Genomic DNA, 23,433 nt, shown 5'->3' with positions numbered 1-23,433 from the left:
TGCAAGGGATGTGGCGCAACTATCTGACCGTCGGCTTCCGGGCGCTGACCAAGAATCGCACCTACGCCTTCATCAACATCTTCGGCCTTGCGCTTGGGCTTGCGGCCTGCCTGCTGCTGCTCCTCTACGTGCGCTACGAGACCAGCTATGACGAGTGGCTCCCCGATGCCGAGCGCGTTTATCAGGTGCAGGCAGTCAACACCGATCCCGAAACGGGCGAGGTCAGCGTCAGCCAGTTCACTCATGGCGTGATCACCGAGAGCCTGGCCAAGGATTTCCCGCAGATCGAGGCGATCGCGCGCGCCGACTACCGGCAGCCGGTCTTCCTGCGGAATGGCGAGCCGGGCTACGCCGACGTCTATTACGCCAGTCCGGGATTCTTCGAGATCCTCCAACTGCCCTTCGTCGCCGGCAATCGCGCGACCGCGCTGGGCTCAGCAGACAGCATCGTCCTCAGCCGCACCGAGGCCATGCGCCGGTTCGGCAGCACCAACGTCGTCGGCCGCAGCATCACTCAGCTTCGCGGAGATGAGAAAGCGGAACTTCGCGTCACCGGCGTCTTTGAGGACATACCGCGCAACAGCCATCTCGAGCTCGATCTGGTCGGGCGGATCAGCGCGGCACAGGAGGAAGAATGCGGCTGGGGCTGCATCAACGGCTTCGTCTATCTGAAGCTCAGGCCCGGCGCGTCGGCCGAGGACATCCAGCGTGCACTCCCCGCCTGGGAGAAGCGCAACATCCCGACCCGCATGGTGGGCGCGATGCGCACCAGCGAAGGCGACGCATTCGACTGGCGCTTGGTCAACCTGAAGGACGTCCATCTCAGCGAGGCTGAGGGCGAGCTCGAGCGGCCCGGCAACGATCCCCGGACCATTGTCACCTTCGCAGTCGTCGCAGTCCTGATCCTCGCCATGGCGGCGGTCAATTTCGTCAATCTCGCCACGGCTCGCGCCAGCCAGCGGGCGCGGGAAGTGGCGCTGCGCAAGGTACTCGGCGCCCGCCGCCAGCAGTTGGTCGTGCAGTTCCTCGCCGAATCGATGCTGCTGACGACGGTGGCGATGGTGACCGCGCTTGCCCTCGTCGAGCTGCTGCTGCCGCTCTTCGCCGACTTCCTAAATGCAGACTTCAAGCTCAGTTACTTCGGCGAGGACGGCATCTTTCTGCCGGCCCTGGCGATGCTGCTGATCGTCGGCCTGGCGGGGGGGCTCTACCCGGCTTTCTATCTCTCCCGCTACCAGCCCGCCGCCGTGCTGAAGGCGAACCGTTCATCATCGGAGCCGCTCGGCACCGGGCGGCTGCGCAATGCCTTGGTCGTGGCGCAGTTCGCCGTCTCGATCGGCCTCATCGTCTGCACCGCCATCGTATGGGCGCAGACCGAATATGCGCGCTCGGCGGATCCTGGCTACAGGCGTGAGGGGCTGATCCAGGTCGGTAACATGAACCGGGCGGCGATGGTCCCGCTTGCCGAAACGCTGATGCGCGAGATCGAGAAGGTGAACGGGGTCGTGTCGGTCGCCGCCACCAGCATCGTGCCCGCGACGGACACCACGATGAACACGGGCGTCCAGGTGGACGGGCGGGCGGAGCCGGTCACGATCGGCAATTACAGCATCACGCCGAACTTCTTCGAGAGCATGGGCGCCGAGCTGCTGGCCGGCCGCGCGCTCTCCCGACGCTACGCCAACGATAATGGCTGGACGCCCTATGAACCCGAAGAGGCGGTGGCACCGGCTGAACGCGCGTTGGTGGCACGCGGGCTGAATATCGTCGTCAACCGCCTAGCCGCCGAGCAGATGGGCTTCCGCACGCCCCAGGCCGCGGTTGGCAAGACGGTGCGGCTCGACTTCTACGCTGATGAGATCGGCCTCCTTCCCGCCACCATCGTCGGCGTCGTCGAGAACAGCCGCTTCCGCTCGCTGCGCGAGAAGTTCGAGGCGCAGATCTTCTACGACCGCGGCATCTATTCGGACCTGATGGTCCGCTACGACGCGAAGGACCCGGAGGCCGTTCGTCACGCGGTCGGCGAGGTTTGGAAGCGGCTCGCGCCCGCGGTGCCATATGAGGGCGAATATGCCGACCAGCGGCTGGCTGAGCTCTACGAGACCGACCGTGCGCGGGGGCAGATCTTCGCTGCGTTCGCCTTGCTTGCTATTGTGATCGCCTGTCTCGGCCTGTTCGGCCTCGCCGCCTTCACGGCGGAGCGCCGCACGAAGGAGATCGGCATCCGCAAGGTGTTCGGCGCCCGGGTGCGGGACATTGTGCAATTGCTCGCGTGGCAATTCTCCAAGCCGGTGGTGATCGCGAACCTGATTGCCTGGCCGGTGGCATGGTGGGTGATGCGCGACTGGCTGAACGGGTTCGACGCGCGCATCGACCTCGGTCCGGGACCCTTCCTGCTCGCCGGCCTGCTGGCGCTGGTGATCGCGATCGGCACCATCGCGGGACACGCTGTGAAGGTCGCCCGCGCCAATCCGATCCATGCTTTGAGATACGAATGAGGGGAATGCAGCCATGTGGCGCAACTATCTGACGGTCGGCCTCAGGGCGCTGACGAAGAACCGGACGTTCGCGTTCATCAACATCTTCGGCCTCGCGCTCGGCCTTGCGGCGACGCTGCTGCTGCTGCTCTACGTTCGCTACGAGACGAGCTACGATGCCTGGCTCCCTGAGGCCGAGCGCGTCTATCAGGTGCAGACGTTCGGCACCGATGCCACGACCGGCGAGCCTTTCGCCTATCCGGCAGTGACGCGCCCGGTTGCCGACGCGCTGGCCAAGGATTTCCCGCAGCTCGAGGTCTCCAAGTTCGAGACCGACGAGGCGGTGATCCTGAAGGACGGCCAGGCGCTGACTGTCGAGAGGGCGGCGGCGGTGGACGGCAGCTTCTTCTCGATCATCCAGCTGCCTTTCGTGGAAGGCGACCGCCGGACGGCGCTCCGCGACACCGACAGCGTGACGCTGAGCCGCTCCGAAGCCATCCGGCTGCTTGGCACGCCGGACGCGGTCGGGCGCACCATCACGACCGTGCGCGACAGCAAGAAGTTCGACCTGCGCGTCACCGGCATCTTCGAGGATCTGCCGAAGAACAGCCACATGGACATCAGGATGATCCGCCGCTTCAACTCGGCCGAGGAGGAGGATTGCCCCTGGGGCTGCGTCAACGGCTCCGCTTATGTGAAGCTGAAGCCCGGCGTTGACGTCGAGACGATCCACAGCCGGATGCCGGATTGGGAGCGGCGCAACGTCCCCCAGCTCGACGTCGCCGGCACCCCGCTCCGCGCCACCACCGACTGGCGGCTTACCAACGTCCGCGACATCCATCTGGGCGTCGCGCAGGACAGCGATGAGCCGGGCAACGACATGCGGACGATCGTCACCTTCACGATCATCGCGCTGCTGATCCTGGGCATGGCGGTGGTGAACTTCGTTAACCTCGCCACCGCCCGTGCCGGCCAGCGCGCGCGGGAGGTGGCCGTGCGCAAGGTGCTCGGCGCGCGCAAGGGCCAGCTCATGGGTCAATTCCTCGGCGAATCGATGCTGCTGGTCTCGATCGCAATGTTGATCGCGCTGGCGCTGGTGGAGCTCACCATCCCCGCTTTCTCCGCCTTCCTCGATGCCGATTTCGACATCAGCTATCTTGGCGCCGACGGCATCGCGCTGCCGGTGATCGCGCTGACGCTGATCGTCGGCCTTGCGGGCGGGCTCTATCCCGCCTTCCAGCTTGCCCGCTACCGGCCCGCCGCAGTGCTCAAGGCGAACAAGTCCATCGCGGCTCCGGAGGGGAGCGGCCGGCTGCGCAACGCCTTGGTCGTGGCGCAGTTCGCGGTGTCGATCGGCCTCATCGCCTGCACCGCGATCGTCTATCACCAGACCGTCTTCGCCCGCACCGCCGATCCCGGCTATCAGCGCGAGGGCCTGCTGACCGTCGCCGGCCTAAGGAATCCGGAGGTTCGCAAGGTCCAGGAGACGCTCGCCCGCGAGATCGCCAGGATCGAAGGCGTGAGCGACGTGTCGGCGACCAAGATCGTGCCGGCAGAAGGTCCCACCTTCCACATCGCGGCCACCGTTCCCGGCCGCCCCGGCACCCTGAAGCTCGGCTGGTACAGCGTCGAGCCGAGCTTCTTCGACACGATGCGGATCGAGACGGTGGCCGGGCGCAAGCTCTCCAGCGCCCACGCCAAGGACAGGATGTTCGTCGACTACGAGAACCCCGACGAGGCGGCGATCGAGGTGGCAGCGCGGGCGATCGCCGCGCGCGGCGCGAACGTGGTGGTCAACGAAAGCGCGGCCCGGACCCTGGGCTTCGCCGATCCCGCCGCCGCGATCGGCAAGCAGATCGCCGTTGCCGCCTTCAACGAGGAGATCGGCCCGGTCCCGGTGACCATCGTCGGCGTCGCCAGGGACACGCGCTTCCGCTCGGTGCGCGAGCCGGTGGAGCCGATCGTCTATTATGACGACGGCTATTACCGCTACATCGTCGCCCGCTTTGCGGCGGCCGATCCCAATGCGGTCCTGCGCGGCGTCGAGCAGGCGTGGCGAAAGCTCCTCCCGGAAGTGCCGTTCGAGGCGAGCTTCGCGGAGGAGCAGCTCGCCAGCCTCTACGGGGCGGACGAAGCCCGCGGCACCACCTTCGCCGCGTTCGCAATGCTCGCCATCCTGATCGCCTGCCTAGGGCTGTTCGGCCTCGCTGCCTTCACCGCCGAGCGGCGCACCAAGGAGATCGGCATTCGCAAGGTGTTCGGGGCGCGGGTACGGGACATCGTGCAATTGCTCGCCTGGCAATTCTCGAAGCCGGTGGTGATCGCCAACCTCATCGCCTGGCCGGTCGCCTGGTGGGTGATGCGCGACTGGCTGAACGGCTTCGACGCGCGGATCGCGCTGACGCCGGGGCCGTTCCTGCTCGCCGGCCTGCTGGCGCTGGTGATCGCGATCGGCACCATCGCCGGACACGCCATCAAGGTCGCGCGGCTGAACCCGATCCACGCGCTGAGATACGAGTGAGCCTAAAGCCCTCTCCCCACGGGGAGAGGGGGTTTAGATCAACCCGGCGACGAGCCCGCGGGCGGCGGCTTCCTCGGCTTGGATATACCAGCCGTCCTCGGCCTTGGCGCTGATCTCGTCGAACGAGATCTGGCTGCCTTCGATCAACGCCTGATAGCCTTCCTTCTGGAGGAGAAGGCCGTTCTCGATCTCGCCGAGCAATTGCGCCACGCGGTTGCGGCTGGCGTTGAGCGGGCCTTCGAGGTCCAGACATTTCTCCAATTGCCTGCAGTGAACCAGTAGAACGGCATCAGCGGTGAGGTAACGGTCTTCCTTGCGGAAGCCGCCCAAGAACGTGGCCGCCGCCGAGTAGACGACGGTCTTGCCGATGAAGACGAGGCGACGCGCCAGCCGGCTGCGGGCGAGGCCCACCTCCAGGGCGAGCCTGCGGCCGATGTCGGCATCGCCGCCGGTGCTGGTGATCTCAATGCCGATCGGCCCCTCACCCGACTGGGCTTGGGCAAGCTGATCGTGGAATGCATTCAGCATCGCCTCGTCGACCGAGCCGAGCAGCCGCACCTGCGGCGCTTGCGCCAGACCCAGGATCATCGCCCGATCGTCGTCGCTGCGTGCCATGATCGGCTGAACGGGCGCAAAGAGCGGCTGTTCCTCAGGGGTTGATCCATGTCAGTCACTTGATCGAACCGGATGTGGAACGGCTTTCCCGCCCGAGCGCTCTGTGCCCGAGGAGAAGAACTTGCGGATCTTGCTGCTGGGCGCGACGGGACTGATCGGATCGGCCGCCGCCTCACGCCTGGCTGCCGACAAGCATGAGGTGATCGGCGTCGCCCGAAGCCGCGGCGTCGTGGCAAGGCGGCTGCCCGTCTCCCGCTGGATCGAGCTCGACCTCCGGCGCGCCACCAGCGCGGAGGCCTGGGCGCCGCATCTCGCCGGTATTGACGCGGTCGTAAACTGCGCGGGCGTGCTCCAAGACAGCGCGAGGGATTCCACCGCCGCCGCCCATCGCGACGGGCCGGCGGCTTTGTGGGAAGCCTGCGAGCGCGCCGGCGTGCGCCGGGTCATCCACTTCTCGGCGATGGGCGTGGACCGGGGCGGCCTCACCGATTTCTCCCGCACCAAACTTTCGGGGGACGAAGCGCTGATGGCGCGCGACCTCGACTGGGTGATCCTCCGCCCGTCGGTGGTGGTGGGGCGGCAGGCCTATGGCGGCAGCGCCCTGTTCCGCGGCCTCGCCGCCTTTCCGATCCTCGCGCGCACGCCCGACGCCGGGCCGCTCGACATCGTCCAGCTCGACGATGTGGTCGAGACGGTGGTGCGCCTGCTCGGGCCCGAGGCGCCATCCCGGATCGCGCTCGAGCTTGCCGGTCCGGAGCGGCTGACCTTCGAGCAGGTCGTCGCCGCCTATCGCGCCTGGCTCGGCCGACGTCCGGCCCGGATCGTCGATGCGCCCGGCTTCATAATGGGCGGCGCCTACCGGCTCGGTGATTTCGTCGCCAAGCTCGGCTGGCGCCCGCCGATCCGCACCACGGCACGCAAGGAGATCGTCCGCGGCGCCGTCGGCGATCCGGGCGAATGGATCCGCGCCACCGGCATCGAGCCGCGCTCGCTGAGCCAGGCGTTGGCCGGGGAGCCGGCCTCCGTCCAGGAACGCTGGTTCTCCAACCTCTATCTGCTGAAGCCGCTGGTCATCGGCGTCTTCGCGCTCTTCTGGCTGATGACGGGCATCGTCTCGCTCGGCCCCGGCTATGGCCATGCCGAGCATCTGATGCTGGTCGGCGGCGGCGGCCCCCTCGCCGGCCCCAGCGTGATCGCCGGAGGCGTCGCCGATATCCTCGTGGGGCTGGGCATCCTCTACCGTCGGACCACTCGCCTCGCACTGATCGCCGCCCTCGGCATCTCGATCTTCTACGTGATCGCCGGCACCCTGCTGCTGCCGGTGCTCTGGGCCGATCCACTGGGACCGATGATGAAGATCTGGCCGATCCTCGTCCTCAACCTCGTCGCCCTCGCCGTGCTGGAGGAGAGATGACCGAATATTACGTCCTGAAGTTCCTCCACGTCATCGGCGCGACCGTGCTGCTCGGCACCGGTGCGGGCATCGCCTTCTTCATGCTGATGGCGCACCGCACCGGCAACGTCGCAGTCGTGGCCGGCGTCGCCCGTATCGTGGTGATCGCCGACTATGTCTTCACCGCCACCGCAGTCGTCGCCCAGCCGATCACCGGGCTGCTGCTCGCCCGAGCGATCGGCTACGATCTCACCGAAGGGTGGATCCTGGCCTCGATCGCCCTCTACATCTTCACCGGCCTGTTCTGGCTTCCGGTGGTGTGGATGCAGTCGCGGATGCGCACGCTCGCAAGGAACGCGGCCGCATCCGGTGCGCCGCTGCCTCCCGAATATCATCGCCTGTTCCGCTGGTGGTTCGCCTTCGGCTTTCCGGCCTTCGCCGCGGTGCTGCTGATCTTCTGGCTGATGATCGTTCGTCCGGAGATCTCCCTTTGAAGGACCGGACGCTCGGTCTCGGCTCGCGGCTGCTGATCGGCGGCATCGCCGGTTTCGTCGGCACGCTGGCGATGACCTCAGCGATGGCGCGCGGGCACCGGCGGCTGCCTCGCCAGGAGCGCTATCCGCTGACGCCGCGGGAGATCATCGATTCCTCAGCCGCGAAGGCTGGCCTCGAGCTTGGCAACGATGCCGCCAAGGATGCGACGCTGGCGGCCCATTTCCTCTACGGAGCCGCGTGCGGAGCGCTGATCGCCGCCGCCGATCCGCGCCCGACCGAAGCCGAGGGCGCAGTCGCAGGCGTCGGCGTGTGGCTGGCGAGCTATCTCGGCTGGATCCCTGGCGTCGGGATATTGAAGCCGGCGACAGAGCACCCGCTCCGCCGCAACCTCCTCATGATCGGCTCCCACCTCGTCTGGGGCGCCACCACCGCCCGCGCGATGCGCGAGCTGGCGCTGGCGCGCGAGACGATGGTCGAAGCGGGACCGGACCGGGACGCGCCGCCTCCGGCGGGCTAGTCTACGTGCTTCACCGCCGGCGGATCGCTGGCCGGGAAGCTTTCGTCCGACGCTTCGTCGACCTTGGTCCACTCGTTGGGCGGATCGCGCATCGCGCCGGGGCCGGCCGGGCGGACATTCCCGCTATTGCCGACCGCACCATGCGCGCCGCCATGCTTCAGCGCCGGCGCATAGGGATCGTCATCGTCTCCGGTCAGGCGCTTGCTGAGGAAATAACCGGCGGCGGCCGCGCAGGCGGCGCCGATGCCGGTCAGGAGCGCGGTCTTGCGGTTCCACTCGGGCATCATTGCGTCTCCAGCGTCTTGGTCTGGGCAGGCGGCAGGCCTTCCGTCTCCGCCAATTGCATCAGCTCGGCCTTGCGCGCGGCCATCTGCTCGCCGAGCGCGTCGAGGTCGACGTCGGCGGCGCGGGCCTGCTGGAAGATGTTTCCGTGCTGCTTTTCCTCTTCCTTGACGTGGTGCTCGATCTCCTCCTGCAGCACCTTCACCTTGGCGTCGTAGAATTCGCTCTCGGGCGACCCGGCCTCGATATCGTTGATCAGCACCTTGGCGCCGTCATGCTCGACATAGGCTTCCTTGAGGTCGTCCTCGTCGATCTTGCCCTCCAGCGCGGGATAGAAGATCTCCTCCTCGATCATCGCGTGGACCTTCAATTCGGTGCAGATCTGGCGGGCGATCTGCTCCTTCTTGTCGTCGTCCTTCGCCTTCTCGAATTTCTCGAACAGCGCCTCGACCTCGCGATGGTCCTGAGCGAGCAGCTTCAGCGCGTCTTGCTTTCCTTGCGCAGCCATAACAATGCCTCCTCGGTTCACGAGCGGAACATTCGGACCGGGCGCCGGTTCCGCCGCCTGAGCGGGTCTGGAGCCAAGAATTGAACGATACCGAAACCCTCTCCCAGGTCCTCCCGAACGAGACCGAGGAAGCGGCGCGGCGGCTGCTCTCCAAGGCGGCGGAGCGAGACCTCATGCTGGCGACGGCGGAGAGCTGCACCGGCGGCATGCTCGCATCGCTCCTGACCGACGTGCAGGGCGTCGCCCACACCTTCGACCGCGGCTTCGTCACCTATTCCTACGAGGCGAAGAACGAAATGCTGGGCATCCCGATGGAGGTGATCGAGCCCAATGATGCGGTCACCCGGGAAGTGGCGGTCGCGATGGCGGAGGGGGCGCTGGCCCGGTCGCGCGCCAATGTCGCGCTGGCGATCACCGGCTTTGCCGACAAGGGCGTCGAACCCGGCCTCGTCCACTTCGCCTGCGCGCGGGCAGGCCGCAGGACCGCCCATCGCGAGGAGCATTTCGGGCCGATCGGGCGCGGCCGCACACGGATCGAATGCATGCGGGTCGCGATCGAGATGATGACGGAGATGCTGTGATGGCAAAGAAGCCGCCTTTCGGCGCGATCCACCGCCACGGCTTCGTCCGCGTCGCCGCGGCGACGCCGATCGGCTCGGCCGGCGACGTGAAGTTCAACGTCAAGGCGGCGCTGGATCTCGCGCGGCAGGCGGACGAGCGCGGCATCGACCTCGTCGTCTATCCGGAGCTCAACCTCTCCTCCTATGCGGTCGACGACCTCCACCTCCAGGAGGCGTTCCTCGACGCGGTGGAGGACGGCCTTGCCGAGTTTGCGAGGGAGACGGCGGGGCTGGCGCCGGTCTTCTGCCTCGGCGCGCCGCTCCGCCGCAACGGGCGGCTCTACAATTGCGGGATCGTCGTCGCGCGCGGCCGCATCCTCGGCGTGGTGCCGAAGAGCTTTCTTCCCAATTATCGCGAATATTATGAGAAGCGCTGGTTCGCGATGGGCTTCGGCCTCAACGGCATGGACATCGCGGTGGCAGGCGAGATCGTGCCCTTCGGCACCGACCTCATCTTCGCCGCCGAGGACCTCGCCGACTTCATTTTTCATGTCGAGATCTGCGAAGATTATTGGGCGCCGCAACCGCCCTCCACCGTGGGGGCGCTCTCCGGCGCTCTCATCCTCTGCAATCTGTCGGCTTCCAACATCACGATCGGCAAGGCGGACGAGAGGAAGCTCCTCTGCGCCTCGCAATCGTCACGCTGCTGCGCGGCCTATATTTATGCCGCCTCGGGGCCGGGCGAAAGCACCACCGACCTCGCCTGGGACGGCCAAGGCTCGATCTACGAGCTGGGCGAGCTGCTGACCGAGTCCAGCCGCTTCGACCGGGAGCCCGAGCTCGCCGTCGCCGATATCGACGTCCAGCGCCTGCGCCTCGAGCGGATGCGGATGGGCACGTTCAACGACAATGCCATCGCCGCCGGCCATCCGGAGAAACGCGCCCGCCGCATCCATTTCGAGCACAAGCCGCACTTGAAGGATGTCGGGCTTGAGCGGAAGCTCCGCCGCTTCCCCTATGTGCCGAACCGGCCCGAACAGCTCGACCAGGATTGCTACGAGGCCTTCAACATCCAGGTCCAGGGCCTCGCCCGCCGCTTCCAGGCAACCGCCGGCCGCCATCTCGTGATCGGCGTCTCGGGCGGGCTCGATTCCACCCATGCGCTGATCGTCGCCGCCAAGGTCTGCGATTATCTCGGCCTTCCCCGCTCGACCATCCTCGGCTTCACCATGCCCGGCTTCGCCACCGGCGAGACGACCAAGTCCAACGCCTGGGCGCTGATGAAGGCGCTCGGCATCGTCGGCGAAGAGATCGACATCAAGCCGGCCGCCCGCCAGATGCTGAGCGACATGGGCCATCCCTTCGCGAGCGGGGAGCCGGTCTACGACGTCACGTTCGAGAATGTGCAGGCGGGCCTCAGGACCGACTATCTGTTCCGCCTCGCCAACCAGCGCGGCGGCTTCGTGATCGGCACCGGCGATCTTTCCGAGCTCGCGCTCGGCTGGTGCACCTATGGCGTCGGCGACCAGATGAGCCATTACGGCGTCAATGCCGGCGTGCCCAAGACGCTGATGCAATATCTGATCCGCTGGTGCGTCAAATCGAACCAGTTCGACGCGGAGACCGATCGTATCCTCACCGCCATCCTCCAGACCAAAATCTCGCCCGAACTCGTCCCCGCGGACGAAGCCGGCATGCAGAGCACGGAGGACCGCATCGGCCCCTATGAGCTGCACGATTTCTTCCTGTTCCACACACTGCGCGCGGGCCAGCCGCCGTCAAAGGTGGCGTTCCTCGCTTGGGCCGCCTGGCGCGACAAGGCGCAGCAGCTCTGGCCGTTCGACTATCCCGAGGCGCTGAAGCGCGAATATGACCTCCCCACCATCGAGAAATGGCTGCGCGAGTTCCTCTGGCGCTTCTTCCAGACCAGCCAGTTCAAGCGCTCGGCCCTTCCCAACGCACCGAAGGTCTCCATGGGCGGATCCCTCAGCCCCCGCGGCGACTGGCGCGCCCCTTCCGACGGCGTGGCCACGCCGTGGCTCGACGAACTGACCCAGGGCTTGGCGGAGTAGGAGCTCGACCATCGGGGACCAAACCTGTTCCCAGGCACCACTAACCGGTACAGCACAGATGCTGCATTTGCGAAGCAGCTCGTTTCGCCCGGTTTTCTGCGCCTTCCGGCCCGTTCTTAACCTGTATCAGCAGAGTAGAAGAAGCTGCCGCGGAACTCGTTACGGGAGTCAACGTTGTTCCGAGGTTCCTTCTATTCCTCAGAGGCTTCCATTGATCACATTTTCCTCCGCCTCGTCCCTGGGGCCAAACAAGAGCGCGATAACGGCTTCGACGGATCAGACGCTGATCTGCTTTTCGCACCTGCGGTGGAATTTCGTCTTTCAGCGGCCTCAGCATCTGATGAGCCGCTTCGCCAAGGAACGGCGAGTCATCTATTGGGAAGAGCCGGAGAACGCGCTCCCCGATTTCGAGCCGTCGCTCGGTGTCCGCGAGTGCGCCGAGACCGGCGTCACCGTCGTCACGCCTTCGCTTCCCGAGACGATGAGCGACGAGGACAGGCAGGCGACGCTGCGCCGGCTGCTCGACGAATACCTCGAGAACGAGGAGACGTCGGTCATCCGCTGGTATTACACGCCGATGATGCTGCCTTTCTCGCGGCACATCGACGCGGTCTGCACCGTCTACGACTGCATGGACGAGCTCGCCAATTTCCGGTTCGCGCCCAAGGACCTGCTGGAGCTGGAGCGCGAGCTGCTAGCGACGTCGGACGTCGTCTTCACCGGCGGCTATAGCCTTTATGAGGCGAAGAAGGGCCGGCACCCGAACGTCCACCCCTTCCCCTCCAGCGTCGACCGCAAGCACTTCGCGGCGGCCCGGGCCGTGGTCGAGACGCCCGCGGATCAGGCCGAGATCCGCACCCCGCGCCTCGGCTTCTACGGCGTCATCGATGAACGCATGGACCTGGAGCTGATCGCCGCGCTCGCCGACGCACGGCCCGATTGGTCGATCGTCATGGTCGGCCCGGTCGTGAAGATAGATCCGGCCGAGCTGCCGCAGCGCAGCAACATCCACTATCTCGGCGGCAAGAAATATGAGGAGCTGCCGCTCTATCTCGGCGGCTGGGACGTGGCGTTGATGCCGTTCGCGATCAACGAATCCACCACCTTTATCTCGCCGACCAAGACGCCGGAATATCTCGCCGGCGGGCGCCCGGTCGTCTCGACGCCGATCAAGGACGTGATCCGCCATTACGGCGATCTCGATGCCGTGTTCATCGCCGACGGCGCCGACGCCTTCATCGCCGCCTGCGACAAGGCGCTGGCGCTGATGCAGGGCGACGACGAGTGGCTGGGCGCGGTCGACGCCAAGCTCGCCAACCTGAGCTGGGACACCACCTATGCGCGCATGGCGGGTCTGGTCCGCGAGGCGATCTCCGTGCCGCAGGCCGGGCCGCGCCTCGTCGCCAGCGCCGGCAAGAAGAAATACGATTATCTGGTCGTCGGCGCGGGCTTTGCCGGCTCCGTCCTTGCCGAGCGTCTCGCCAGCCAGCACGGCGCGCATGTGCTCGTCATCGACAAGCGTCCGCACATCGCCGGCAACGCCTATGACCATCTCGACGAAGCGGGCGTGCTGATCCACCAATATGGACCGCACATCTTCCACACCAATTCGGACGAGATCGTCGACTATCTCTCCCAGTTCACCCGCTGGCGCCCATACGAGCATCGTGTGCTCGCCGATGTCCGCAACCAACTGGTGCCGATCCCGATCAACCGCACGACGCTCAACAAGCTCTTCGACCTCGCCCTTCGCACCGACGAGGAAGCGGCGGCGTACCTCGCCTCACGCGCGGAGCCGGTCGACCAGATCCGCACATCGGAGGACGTTGTCGTCTCGGCGGTCGGGCGTGAGCTCTACCAGCTCTTCTTCCAGGGCTATACGCGCAAGCAATGGGGCCTCGACCCGAGCGAGCTCGACAAGTCGGTGACCTCGCGCGTCCCGACCCGGACCAACACCGACGACCGCTATTTCTCGGACAAGCACAACATCATGCCGGCGGACGGCTATACGGTCATGTTCAACAACATGCTCGACCACCCGCTGATCGATGTCATGCTCTCGACCGACTATCAGGACGTGATGGACGAGATCGACGCCGATCACGTCATCTTCACCGGCCCGATCGACGAATATTTCGGCTTCCGCTACGGCAAGCTCCCCTATCGGAGCCTCCGCTTCGAGCATAAGGTGCTCGATCAGGAGGTGTTCCAGCCGGTTGCGGTGGTCAACTACCCGCACCCGGACGTGCCCTATACTCGGATCACCGAGTACAAATATCTGACCGGCCAGAAGCACCGGAAGACGAGCATCACCTACGAGTATCCGTCGGCGGAAGGGGACCCCTATTACCCCATCCCGCGGCCGGAAAATCAGGAGCTGTTCAAGAAATACGAAGCGCTGGCGGACGCGACCCCGAACGTCACCTTCGTCGGCCGCCTGGCAACCTACCGTTATTACAATATGGACCAGGTCGTCGGCCAGGCCCTGGCGACCTTCCGCAAGCTCGACGCCGCACGCCAGGCAAAGCTGGAGGCGACCAAGTCGACCAAACGCACCCGCGTGCGAACCCTCGCAGCGGAGTAGCTCTCCCAGCTCAGCGCCGATGCCTTAGCCCCTCCCCTCGATGGGGAGGGGTTGGGGTGGGGTGGCGCCTGAGCTAAAGTCGCCGTCGTGCGACATCGGCTACCCATCCGAGCTCCCGGTCCGCAACTACATCGCCGATTTCGCCAGCCATCTGTTCGTCAGGCAAGAGCTATGGCTCCGGCGACAGCTCCAATGCCCTGCACCACCGCCGTGCCGAGCTTGCTCTTCCACCGGTAGAGGATGACGAGCGCGATGGCGGAAATGGCGGCGCTCACCGAGAGGCTGCGGGTCTCGGCGGCGGCGGCTTGCGTCAAATCGATCAGAGTGACCGCGATCAGGCCAACCACCCCCGCAGCGACGCCTGCCAGGAAGGTTTGCAGGCGCTTGTTCTCGGCCACGGCCTCGAGGCGCTCGTAGAAGATCATTGAGAAGGCGAAAGCCGGGAGGAACATGCCGGCGGTGATGGCGAGCGCACCGACAGGGCCGCCGCTGATCCAGCCAACAAACGTCGAGAATATCACGAGCGGGGCAGGCAGCACCCCGGACAGAGCGAGGCCATCGAGAAACTGGGCGTCGGTCATCCATCCCCGGCCCACCGTGTCATTGCGGATGAAGGGGATGGCGGTGTAGGCGCCACCGAAGGTCAGCAGCCCGCCCTTGAGACCCGCGGCGAACAGGGCAAGCGCAGTCGGCGCAGCGTCCCGCACGATGGTGGTAGTCCCGCCTAAGGCAGAGCCGGCGGTCAAAGTAGCAGCGGCGGCGACGGCCGCGGCTCCGAACACGAGCACCGCCAGCCAGTATCTTCCTGCCGAAAGAAGCGCGTAGGCCGCCCCGGCCGCCGGCAAAACAATCCAGAAGCTCATCCCTGACAGCGACGCACCGGCGGCGCCCAAAGCCACGATCCAGAGCCAGCGGTCGAGAAGGATATGCTCGCCGATCCTGTGCACCGCCCTGAGGATCACGGCCAGAACTGCAGCCTGTATCCCCAGGAACATGGCTCCGAGCACCGTCCCTTCGATCTGGAGGCGGGTGTAGAGCCAGGCGAGCCCCAGCATCAGGATGAAGCCCGGCAACATGAAGCCGAGCCCGGCGAGCAGGCCGCCGAGCCGTCCTTTGGCCCGGATGCCAAGATGGACGCAAAGCTCATGCGCCTCCGGGCCGGGGAGCACCTGCATCACGGCCAGCAGCTTGTTGAAGCTGGCGCTGGCGATCCACCTCTCTTCGTCCACCAGTTCGCGGCGTATCATGGCGATCTGTGCGACAGGGCCGCCGAATGCCATGAAGCCGAAGCGCAGGAAGCGCACGAACAAGGCCCAATAGCCAAGCGCAGGAGGGTGCGGATCGACGGGTTCGGACGACACGGCGGCTACTTCCACTCGGCGACCTCGAGCGGCTTGCTTGTTGAAGTGCGCTCCGGTCGGCCGGTCGTCGCGATTAGCTTTACGATCGGCCAGCGCCCTCTGCCGCAATGCCCGCTTACCACCCATAGCGGACGATCCAGGCATATAATGCCCTCGACTGCTCAGGGGTACGCCGCTGTCGTACCCGCTGCCTTCTGCGCCGCAACCATCGCGGCAACGTCGTCCAGCAGCTTCCTGGCGTCGTAGACGATGCCGTCCTTGATCGTCCAACGCACCCCGCCGACCCGCTCCACCTTGCCGTCCTTGTCAAGCCGCTCGAAGCCGGTGCCGTAGAGCGTCTTGAAATTGTGAAGCGGGTTTTCCGGCGCGATCACCAGGTCGGCGAGCATGCCCTCGCGGACCATGCCGAACGGGGCGTCGACGCCTTTGGCGCGGTAGATCTCATGGGCGCCGTTGCGGGTGGCGGCCTGGATCGTCTCCAGCGGAGAGAAGCCTGCCTCCTGCAGCATCTCCAGCTCCTGGATGTAGGAGAAGCCCCAGGTCTGGTAGATATAGCCGGGGTCGGAGCCCACGGTCACGATGCCGCCCATATTCTTATAGTCGTTCATCAGGCGCATGTAGGGGCCGTAGAAGCGGCGCCAGGCGATCTCCTTGGCCGTCGTCCAGTCGTACCAATAGGAGCCGTGGTTGACCCGGCTCGGCTGAAAGAAAGCCCAAAGCGACGGCAGGGTGTAAAGCTCGTGCCAGTCCGCGTTGCGCGCCCGCATCAGGTCGCGGCCGGCCGAATAGATGTTGAAGGTCGGGTTGAAGACGACCCCCTTCTCCAGCTGCCGCTCGAGATAGGCGCGCCACTCCGGTCCGCCCGGCTCGACGATCTGGTCGGTGAAGTTGGCGATCTCGAAGAAGCGGCTCTCCTCGTCGAGCATATTGTAGTCCGCCGGATATCTGGGCAGCCGGCCGTCCTTCAGCAGGCCTTCGAAATGGCCATAGAAATGGGTGACCGAGCCGAGCCCAAGCTCGCCCGCTACCGCCGCATTCACCTCCGCGACGCCGCCCTGGCCGAGATGGGCGACCGTGCCGAGCTTCTGCTTGTTCGCCTCGTCGATCGCCGCCGCGGTGATCGCGCGCGGGACATCGTTGAAGAATTTGACGCCGTCATAGCCCGCCTTGGCGGCCCAACCCACCCAGGCGCGCGCCTTCTCCGGACTGTCGATGCTGCCCTGATCCCAGGCATCGCCAAGCGCCAGATAGGCGAAGAGGCGCGGCGCGACGATGCTGTTGGCGGCGCTGCGGCTCTTGTCGGCGAGCGATTCATTCGGCCGGCCCCAGTAGAGCGAAACGCCGCGCACGGTGGTGACGCCATGCGCGAGCCAGAGCTTGTAGCCATAGCTCGGGTTCGGCGCCTTCGCAGGATCGCCGTTGTGGCCGTGCGTGTCGATGAAGCCCGGCATTACATACATGCCGGTAGCGTCGATCTCGTGGGCGGCGTCACGCGGCTCGCGGTCCGGCGGGAGCGGGAGGCCGGGCGTGCCGGCGCCGTTGATGCCCGCGATGCGGTTGCCCTCGACGACGATATCGACCGGCCCGCGCGGCGGCGCGCCGCTGCCGTCGATCAACATGGCGCCGCGGATGACAAGCTTGCGGAACGGGCCGATACCTTCATCGGCACGCCGCGCCGGCACCGGCTCCATGCCCTGCGGCGGCTCGGCGGCCGTCGCCGGCACGCAGGCAAGCATCGCCCCGAACAGCGCCACAAACGCTCGCCGCTTGACTCCTGCCATTGATTTCGCCCCTCTTTTCCGTGACTTGACCAAATCTGTTGCACGGACGCCGCGGTCGCTGTGGCCACATTCATGGCTCATTCAATAGAAATTGGCTACGGGTCCTCGCAGTTAGCGTGAAGTGAAGCGATCATGGTGAAGCTCGTCCCCCTCATCCTTGCCGCCTTCGGCGTCGCCCTCGCCGCCGCGCCGGCGGACGCGCGTCCGCGCGACAAGGAGCAGGCGACGGCCTGGCGGGAGACGCAGGAGGGCCGCTACCTTTCGCTGCGCAACATCGAATCCCGCATCCTGCCCAAGATGCGCGGCGCCGATTATCTCGGCCCCGAGCTCGATCCGAGCTCCGGCCGATACCGCCTCAAGTTCATGCGCGACGGCCAGGTGATCTGGATCGACGTCGACGCCCGCACCGGCGACGTCATCGGCCGCACCCGCTGAGGTTCGTCGCGGAGGCGTAACCTTCCGCCTCCCGCCTCGCTTCCCACATGTGAAACCATAGTCTATCGCGCTGGTTGAACGGCTGCGGCCGAACGCGAAGCCAAGGAAGAGACTATGCGGGTCCTGATCGTCGAGGATGAACCGAATCTGGGGCGCCAGCTCCGCGCGACCCTGGAAGGGGCCGGTTATGCGGTGGACCTGGCGACCGACGGCGAAGATGGCCATTATCTCGGCTCCACCGAAAGCTATGACGCGATCATCCTGGACCTCGGCCTGCCCGAGGTCGACGGCCTGACCGTGCTCGACCGCTGGCGCAAGGAGGGGATGAAAGTTCCCGTCCTGGTCCTCACCGCCCGCGACAGCTGGTCCGACAAGGTGGCGGGGCTCGACGCGGGCGCGGACGACTATCTCGCCAAGCCGTTCCAGACCGAGGAGCTGATCGCCCGCCTCCGCGCCCTCATCCGCCGCGCCTCAGGCAATTCCAGTTCCGAGCTCACCGCCGGCGACGTCCGCCTCGATACTCGCTCCGGCAAGGTGACGCTGAACGGCGAACCGGTGAAGCTGACCGCGCAGGAATATAAGCTCCTCTCCTACCTGATGCACCACAAGGGCAAGGTGGTCAGCCGCACCGAACTGATCGAGCATATCTACGACCAGGATTTCGACCGCGATTCAAACACGATCGAGGTGTTCGTCACGCGCATCCGCAAGAAACTTGGGCCCGACGTGATCAGCACCATCCGCGGGCTCGGCTATTCGCTGGAAGAGCCGCGGGCCTGAGCTCGGGCGATGCGATGCTGATCCCCGGCTTTGTCTGGCTCGCCGCGATCGGTTCAGCTTGCGTAACTGAACGCTGCCGCAGGATGGTGCGGCGATGAACAAGCCGATGCCCGTCGACCGGCTCGCGCCCGCCCCCGCGCAACGCAAGCGGCGCCGCTCGACCGGCTCGCTCACCCGGCGCATGATCGGCGTCGCGGCGATCTGGATCGTCGTCCTTCTGGGCGTCGGCGGCTATGCGCTCGATCGGGTCCTGACGACCGCCATCACCAACAATTTCGACGCGCAGCTCGATTACGTCCTGACCGCGCTGATCGCCTCTTCGGAGATCGGCCCGGACGGCGAGGTCTTCCTCAACCGGCCGCCGGCCGACCAGCGCTTCCTGGAGCCATATTCCGGCCTCTACTTCCAGATCAGCGGCACCAACGCGGCCGGGCAGCCGAGCCCCGGCGTCACCAATTTCCCGTCACGCTCCTTGTGGGACAGGCAGATCCTGGTTCGCGCAGGGCATAACGATTTTGACGTCCACACCTATGACAGCCGCGAATTCGAGGACGAGGAGCTGCGCATCCTGGAGCGCGACGTGCGCCTTCCCGGCTCCGCCGTGCGCTGGCGCTTCCAGGTCGCGCAGAGCCGCGAGACCCTGGACGAGCAGATCAAGGTGCTTCGCAAGACGATGGTGCGGTCGTTCGGCGCGCTCGGCCTGGGACTCATCTTCCTCGCCGCGCTGCAGGCCTTCTACGGCCTGTGGCCGCTGCGCCGCGTGCGCCGCGCCATCGCCGAGATCCGCTCCGGGCAGCGATCGCGGATCGACGAGCGCTTCCCGCAGGAAATCGAGCCGCTCACCGAGGAGTTGAACGCCCTGCTCGTCCACAACGAGGTCCAGGCCGAGGAAGCGCGCCGCCACGCCGGCAATCTCGCCCACGCGCTGAAGACGCCGCTGACCGTCATCACCAACGCGGCGACGGCGCGGAGCCCCGATCTCGCCGAGACGGTCTGTCGCGAAGCGACGACAATGAGACGTCAAGTCGACCACCACCTCGCCCGCGCCCGCGCCATCGGCCGCCGCTCCAGCGCGCAGGCCCGAGCGGACGTCTGGTCCTCGCTCGAGGCGGTCGAGCGGGCGGTCACGAAGATCTACGAGAATGTCACCATCGACCTCGACGGCGACCGTGCCGCCGCCGTCCGCGTCGAGCGCCAGGATCTGGACGAGATGGTCGGCAATCTCATCGAGAACGCCGCCAAATATGGCGGCGGCCGCGTCTTCGTCACGGTCCGCTCCACACCCGAATGCGTAGAGATCGATGTCGAGGATGACGGCCGCGGCATACCTGAGGAAGAGCGCGTCAGCATCTTCGCCCGCGGCGCCCGCCTCGACACCGACAAGCCCGGCACCGGCCTCGGCCTCGCCATCGTCCGCGACGTGGCGGAAATCTACGCCGGCTCGATCGCACTCGAGGAGAGCGAGGATCTGGGCGGCCTCCTTGCCCGGCTGAAGCTGCCGCTGTCGGGCTGAGCGGCCTTGCCTTCGCCCCGCCGAGCGAGCAAATCGCGCGAGTGACCGCCACTATTCATCCGCTGAACGCGCGCGCCGTGCCTACGCTCGATGCAATGGTGCAGCTCGTCGCGGCCGACCTCAATCGTGTGAACTCCGTCATTCTGGAGCGGATGCAGAGCGAGGTGGCGCTGATTCCGGAGCTGGCCGGGCATCTGATCGCCGGCGGCGGCAAGCGGATGCGGCCGATGCTGACGCTCGCCTGCGCGAAGCTGCTCGATTATCCGGGCAGCCGCCATCATAAGCTCGCCGCGGCGGTCGAATTCATCCACACCGCGACCCTTCTCCACGACGACGTGGTCGACGGCTCCGGCCTCAGGCGCGGCCGGCGCACGGCCAACATCATCTGGGGCAATCCGGCGAGCGTGCTGGTCGGCGACTTCCTCTTCTCGCGCTCGTTCGAGCTGATGGTCGAGGATGGCAGCCTAAAGGTGCTGCGCATCCTCTCGCGTGCCTCCTCGATCATCGCCGAGGGTGAGGTCGACCAGCTCACCGCGCAGCGCCGCGTGGAGACCACCGAAGACCATTATCTGGAGATCATCAGCGCCAAGACCGCGGCCCTGTTCGCCGCCGCCTGCCGGATCGCGGCGGTGGTCGCCGAGCGTGACGAGGCGGTGGAGGACGCGCTCGACGCCTATGGCCGCAACCTCGGTATCGCCTTCCAGCTGATCGACGACGCGATCGACTATGCCTCAGACGCCAAGACGATGGGCAAGGGCGTCGGCGACGACTTTCGGGACGGCAAGGTGACCCTCCCCGTGATCCTCGCTTTTGCCCGCGGCAACGAGGCCGACCGCCTGTTCTGGCGCGAGGCGATGCAGGGTAGCCGCGTCTCGGACGAGGATCTCGCCCACGCGACCCGCCTGCTCGGCACGAGCGGCGCGATCCGCGACACCCTGGAACGCGCCCGCACCTACGGTCAGCGCGCGATCGACGCCTTGGGCTCCTTTCCGAAGAGCAAGGCCAAGGCGGCGCTGGTCGAAGCCGTGGAGTTCGCGATCAGCCGCGCCTACTGAGGGGCGTGAGCGCTCTTCCGATCGTATCGGTTCTGCCGGAGCTGCTGGCGGCGCTGCGGGCGGGTTCGAACGCCGTGCTGGTCGCGCCTCCCGGCGCGGGCAAGACGACGGCGGTCGCGCCTGCGCTGCTCGGCGAACCCTGGTGCACCGGCGAGATCCTGCTGCTCTCGCCCCGCCGGCTTGCGGCGCGGGCGGCGGCGGAGCGAATGGCGGAGATCGCCGGCGAACGGGTCGGCGAGACGATCGGCTATGCGACGCGGCTCGACACCAGGCGATCGGCGCGGACGCGAATCCTCGTGCTCACCGAGGGCATCTTCCTCAGCCGAATCCAGGCGGATCCGGAGCTGGCCGGGGTCTCTGCGGTGCTGTTCGACGAGGTCCACGAGCGGAGTCTCGACAGCGACTTCGGCCTTGCCCTCGCCCTCGACGCGCAGGCGGCGCTGCGCCCCGATCTCAGGCTCCTTGCCATGTCGGCGACGCTGGACGGCGAGCGTTTCGGCATACTGATGGGCGGCGCCCCCCTCATCCAGAGCGAGGGCCGCGCCTTCCCGGTCGACATCCGCCATCTCGGCCGCTCGGCCGAGCAGCGGATCGAGGATCAGATGGCGCCTGCGGTCCGGCGCGCGCTTGCCGAAACGGCGGGCAGCCTGCTCGCCTTCCTTCCCGGCGTGGCCGAGATCGAGCGCACCGCCGAGCGGCTCACCGGGCTTCCCGAGCATGTCGACCTTTTCCGTCTCCACGGCACCCTGGAGCCGGCGGAGCAGCGCGCCGCGCTCGCCCCTGCGCCCGCGGGCCGGAGGAAGGTCGTGCTCGCCACTTCCATCGCCGAGACCAGCTTGACGCTGGAAGGCGTCCGCATCGTGGTGGACAGCGGCCTCGCCCGTCGCCCCCGCTACGACCGCGCCGCAGGGCTGACCCGCCTCGTCACCGAGCGCGCCAGCCAGGCGGCCGTCGCCCAGCGTGCCGGCCGTGCCGGCCGCCAAGGTCCCGGCACCGTGTACCGCCTGTGGGAGGCAGCGGCGACTGCCTCCTTGCCTCGCTACGACCCGCCGGAGATCCTCGGCGCCGACCTATCTTCGCTGCTGCTCGATTGCGCGATCTGGGGCGTCTCCGATCCACGCATGCTCAAATGGATCGACCCGCCTCCGCCGGCCGCCGTCGAGGAAGCTCGCCAGCGCTTGCTGGCTCTCGGCGCGATCGACGAGGCAGGGCGGCCGACGGCGCACGGCAAGGCCATTGCCGCCCTGCCGCTGCCGCCGCGCCTCGCCCACATGCTGATCGAGGCCGAGGCCCGGGGCTGGGGCGAGACCGCGGCCGAGGTTGCCGTGCTCCTCTCCGAGCGTGGCCTCGGCGGCAGCGACACGGACCTCGAGCTCCGCATCCGCCGCTGGCACGGAGAACGCGGCCAGCGCGCCGACGCGGCGCGGGCGCTGGCGAGGCGGTGGCGCAAGATGATCCGCAGCCCTGCCAGGATGGAGCCATTGCCTGCCCCGGCAGATGTCGGCGCCTGCGCCGCCCTCGCCTTCCCTGACCGCATCGCGAAACGGCGGGACGCATCGGGGGAGAATTGGATTTCGGTCGGCGGACGGGGCTTTCGGCTCGACCCGCTGTCGCCGCTCGCCCGGGAGGAATGGCTCGCCGTGGCGGAAGTCGGCGGGAGCGCGGTCGGGGCGCGAATCCTCTCGGCAGCGCCGATCGCCGAGGCGGTCGTCGAGGCTCTGTTCGGCGACCGCATCGAGAGTGGCACCCAAGTTGGTTTCGATCCGAAGAGCGGCAGCGTCCAGGCGCGCCGCGGCCGCCGTCTCGGTGCCATAAGGCTCAGCGAAGGGCGCGACGCCGATGCTTCGCCAGATGCGATCACGGCGGCGATGGTCGCCGGCGTCCGCGAACACGGCCTCGACCTGCTTCCGTGGAGCGAGGCCGCCCGCTCGCTGCGTCGCCGCGCCGACTTCGCCCGGCACCATGATCCTTCCGTCGCCGACCTGTCCGACGAGGCCCTGCTCGTCTCGCTCGACGAATGGCTGCCGCTGCTGGTGGCCGGCAAGAGCCGCCTCTCCGCCGTGGATCCAAGCGCGCTGGGCGGCGTGCTCGACATGCTCCTCGGCTATGAGGGGCGTCGCCTCCTCGACCGCCTGGCGCCGGCAGAATTCGAGACGCCCGCCGGGAGCAGCCACGCGATCGACTATGAAGCGGAAGCCGGCCCCACCGTCACCGCGCGTGTCCAGGCGCTGTTCGGCCTCTCCGATCACCCCGCCGTGGCCGGCGGCCGCGTCCCGCTCGTGCTCAGCCTGACCTCGCCGGCCGGGCGGCCGATTCAGACGACCCGCGACCTGCCCCGCTTCTGGGCCGGCAGCTGGGCGGCCGTCGCCAAGGAGATGCGCGGGCGCTACCCCAAGCATCCCTGGCCGGATGATCCCGCCCGCGCCGATCCGACGCTCCGCACCAAGCGCGCCTCGCAGCGTCCCGCTTGACTTGGGCGATGCT

The 23,433-nt window shown here is 67.1% G+C and carries 18 protein-coding genes; 13 read left to right on the top strand and 5 right to left on the bottom strand.

Annotated elements, in window-relative coordinates:
- Window positions 1-8 precede the first annotated feature (8 nt).
- Both AC5JBD_RS01805 and AC5JBD_RS01800 read left to right on the top strand, forming a co-directional pair.
- Entirely contained in the window at window positions 9-2,498 is a 2,490-nt protein-coding gene (locus AC5JBD_RS01805; protein WP_495720047.1) for an ABC transporter permease, read from the top strand.
- A 13-nt stretch (window positions 2,499-2,511) separates the two neighbouring features.
- The gene (locus AC5JBD_RS01800) at window positions 2,512-4,998 is read left to right on the top strand and encodes an FtsX-like permease family protein (RefSeq protein WP_495720046.1); all 2,487 of its coding nucleotides are present in this window, start codon (window positions 2,512-2,514) and stop codon (window positions 4,996-4,998) included.
- Between the two features lie 33 nt (window positions 4,999-5,031).
- On the opposite strand, the gene AC5JBD_RS01795 is transcribed toward AC5JBD_RS01800, so the two are convergent.
- Entirely contained in the window at window positions 5,032-5,613 is a 582-nt protein-coding gene (locus tag AC5JBD_RS01795; protein ID WP_495720045.1) for an ATP-dependent Clp protease proteolytic subunit, read from the bottom strand.
- 121 nt (window positions 5,614-5,734) lie between these two features.
- On the opposite strand from AC5JBD_RS01795, the gene AC5JBD_RS01790 reads away from it, so the two are divergent.
- From AC5JBD_RS01790 to AC5JBD_RS01780, 3 genes are read left to right on the top strand one after another with little or no spacing between them, the layout of a single operon-like run.
- Complete coding sequence (locus tag AC5JBD_RS01790) at window positions 5,735-7,027, top strand: SDR family oxidoreductase (protein WP_495720044.1); 1,293 nt, start codon at window positions 5,735-5,737, stop codon at window positions 7,025-7,027.
- The gene (locus AC5JBD_RS01785; protein ID WP_495720043.1) at window positions 7,024-7,500 is read left to right on the top strand and encodes a DUF2269 family protein; all 477 of its coding nucleotides are present in this window, start codon (window positions 7,024-7,026) and stop codon (window positions 7,498-7,500) included. Before AC5JBD_RS01790 ends, AC5JBD_RS01785 begins: the two co-directional genes overlap by 4 nt.
- Window positions 7,497-8,018, top strand: a complete 522-nt coding sequence (locus AC5JBD_RS01780) for a hypothetical protein (protein WP_495720042.1) — start codon at window positions 7,497-7,499, stop codon at window positions 8,016-8,018. The genes AC5JBD_RS01785 and AC5JBD_RS01780 overlap by 4 nt, the downstream gene beginning before the upstream one ends.
- On the opposite strand, the gene AC5JBD_RS01775 is transcribed toward AC5JBD_RS01780, so the two are convergent.
- Together AC5JBD_RS01775 and AC5JBD_RS01770 are read right to left on the bottom strand one after the other, a co-directional pair.
- Complete coding sequence (locus tag AC5JBD_RS01775) at window positions 8,015-8,302, bottom strand: hypothetical protein (protein ID WP_495720041.1); 288 nt, start codon at window positions 8,300-8,302, stop codon at window positions 8,015-8,017. The two genes, AC5JBD_RS01780 and AC5JBD_RS01775, sit on opposite strands and share 4 nt — an antisense overlap.
- Complete coding sequence (locus AC5JBD_RS01770) at window positions 8,302-8,808, bottom strand: hemerythrin domain-containing protein (RefSeq protein WP_495720040.1); 507 nt, start codon at window positions 8,806-8,808, stop codon at window positions 8,302-8,304. Before AC5JBD_RS01770 ends, AC5JBD_RS01775 begins: the two co-directional genes overlap by 1 nt.
- Window positions 8,809-8,888: 80 nt before the next feature.
- Between AC5JBD_RS01770 and AC5JBD_RS01765 the strand changes: the two genes are divergently transcribed.
- The 3 genes from AC5JBD_RS01765 to glf all read left to right on the top strand — a co-directional run bounded on the left by AC5JBD_RS01765 (window position 8,889) and on the right by glf (window position 14,024).
- Entirely contained in the window at window positions 8,889-9,389 is a 501-nt protein-coding gene (locus AC5JBD_RS01765) for a CinA family protein (protein WP_495720039.1), read from the top strand.
- Window positions 9,389-11,440 (top strand): NAD(+) synthase, encoded by a 2,052-nt coding sequence (locus tag AC5JBD_RS01760; RefSeq protein WP_495720038.1) that lies wholly within the window; start codon window positions 9,389-9,391, stop codon window positions 11,438-11,440. Before AC5JBD_RS01765 ends, AC5JBD_RS01760 begins: the two co-directional genes overlap by 1 nt.
- A gap of 340 nt (window positions 11,441-11,780) precedes the next feature.
- Window positions 11,781-14,024: a UDP-galactopyranose mutase gene (gene glf / locus AC5JBD_RS01755; RefSeq protein ID WP_495720037.1), complete on the top strand. Its 2,244-nt coding sequence runs from the start codon at window positions 11,781-11,783 to the stop codon at window positions 14,022-14,024.
- A 158-nt stretch (window positions 14,025-14,182) separates the two neighbouring features.
- Here the strand turns inward: glf and chrA are convergent, their stop codons facing one another.
- Window positions 14,183-15,385 (bottom strand): chromate efflux transporter, encoded by a 1,203-nt coding sequence (gene chrA / locus AC5JBD_RS01750; RefSeq protein WP_495720036.1) that lies wholly within the window; start codon window positions 15,383-15,385, stop codon window positions 14,183-14,185.
- A gap of 161 nt (window positions 15,386-15,546) precedes the next feature.
- Complete coding sequence (locus AC5JBD_RS01745) at window positions 15,547-17,166, bottom strand: amidohydrolase family protein (protein WP_495720035.1); 1,620 nt, start codon at window positions 17,164-17,166, stop codon at window positions 15,547-15,549.
- Between the two features lie 132 nt (window positions 17,167-17,298).
- Here AC5JBD_RS01745 and AC5JBD_RS01740 point away from each other — a divergent pair, with 132 nt between their 5' ends.
- From AC5JBD_RS01740 to hrpB, 5 genes are all read left to right on the top strand, one after another.
- Complete coding sequence (locus tag AC5JBD_RS01740) at window positions 17,299-17,601, top strand: hypothetical protein (protein ID WP_495720034.1); 303 nt, start codon at window positions 17,299-17,301, stop codon at window positions 17,599-17,601.
- Between the two features lie 114 nt (window positions 17,602-17,715).
- Window positions 17,716-18,381, top strand: coding sequence for a response regulator transcription factor (locus AC5JBD_RS01735; RefSeq protein ID WP_495720033.1), 666 nt, complete (start codon window positions 17,716-17,718; stop codon window positions 18,379-18,381).
- A gap of 94 nt (window positions 18,382-18,475) precedes the next feature.
- Window positions 18,476-19,894, top strand: coding sequence for an ATP-binding protein (locus AC5JBD_RS01730; RefSeq protein WP_495720032.1), 1,419 nt, complete (start codon window positions 18,476-18,478; stop codon window positions 19,892-19,894).
- 41 nt (window positions 19,895-19,935) lie between these two features.
- The gene (locus AC5JBD_RS01725) at window positions 19,936-20,949 is read left to right on the top strand and encodes a polyprenyl synthetase family protein (RefSeq protein ID WP_495720031.1); all 1,014 of its coding nucleotides are present in this window, start codon (window positions 19,936-19,938) and stop codon (window positions 20,947-20,949) included.
- 5 nt (window positions 20,950-20,954) lie between these two features.
- A complete protein-coding gene (gene hrpB / locus AC5JBD_RS01720; RefSeq protein WP_495720030.1) occupies window positions 20,955-23,420 on the top strand; it encodes an ATP-dependent helicase HrpB in 2,466 nt (821 codons plus the stop codon).
- Window positions 23,421-23,433: the final 13 nt, after the last annotated feature.

The organism is Allosphingosinicella sp., from assembly GCF_059502505.1.
This window is presented reverse-complemented; position numbering and strand designations above follow the sequence as displayed.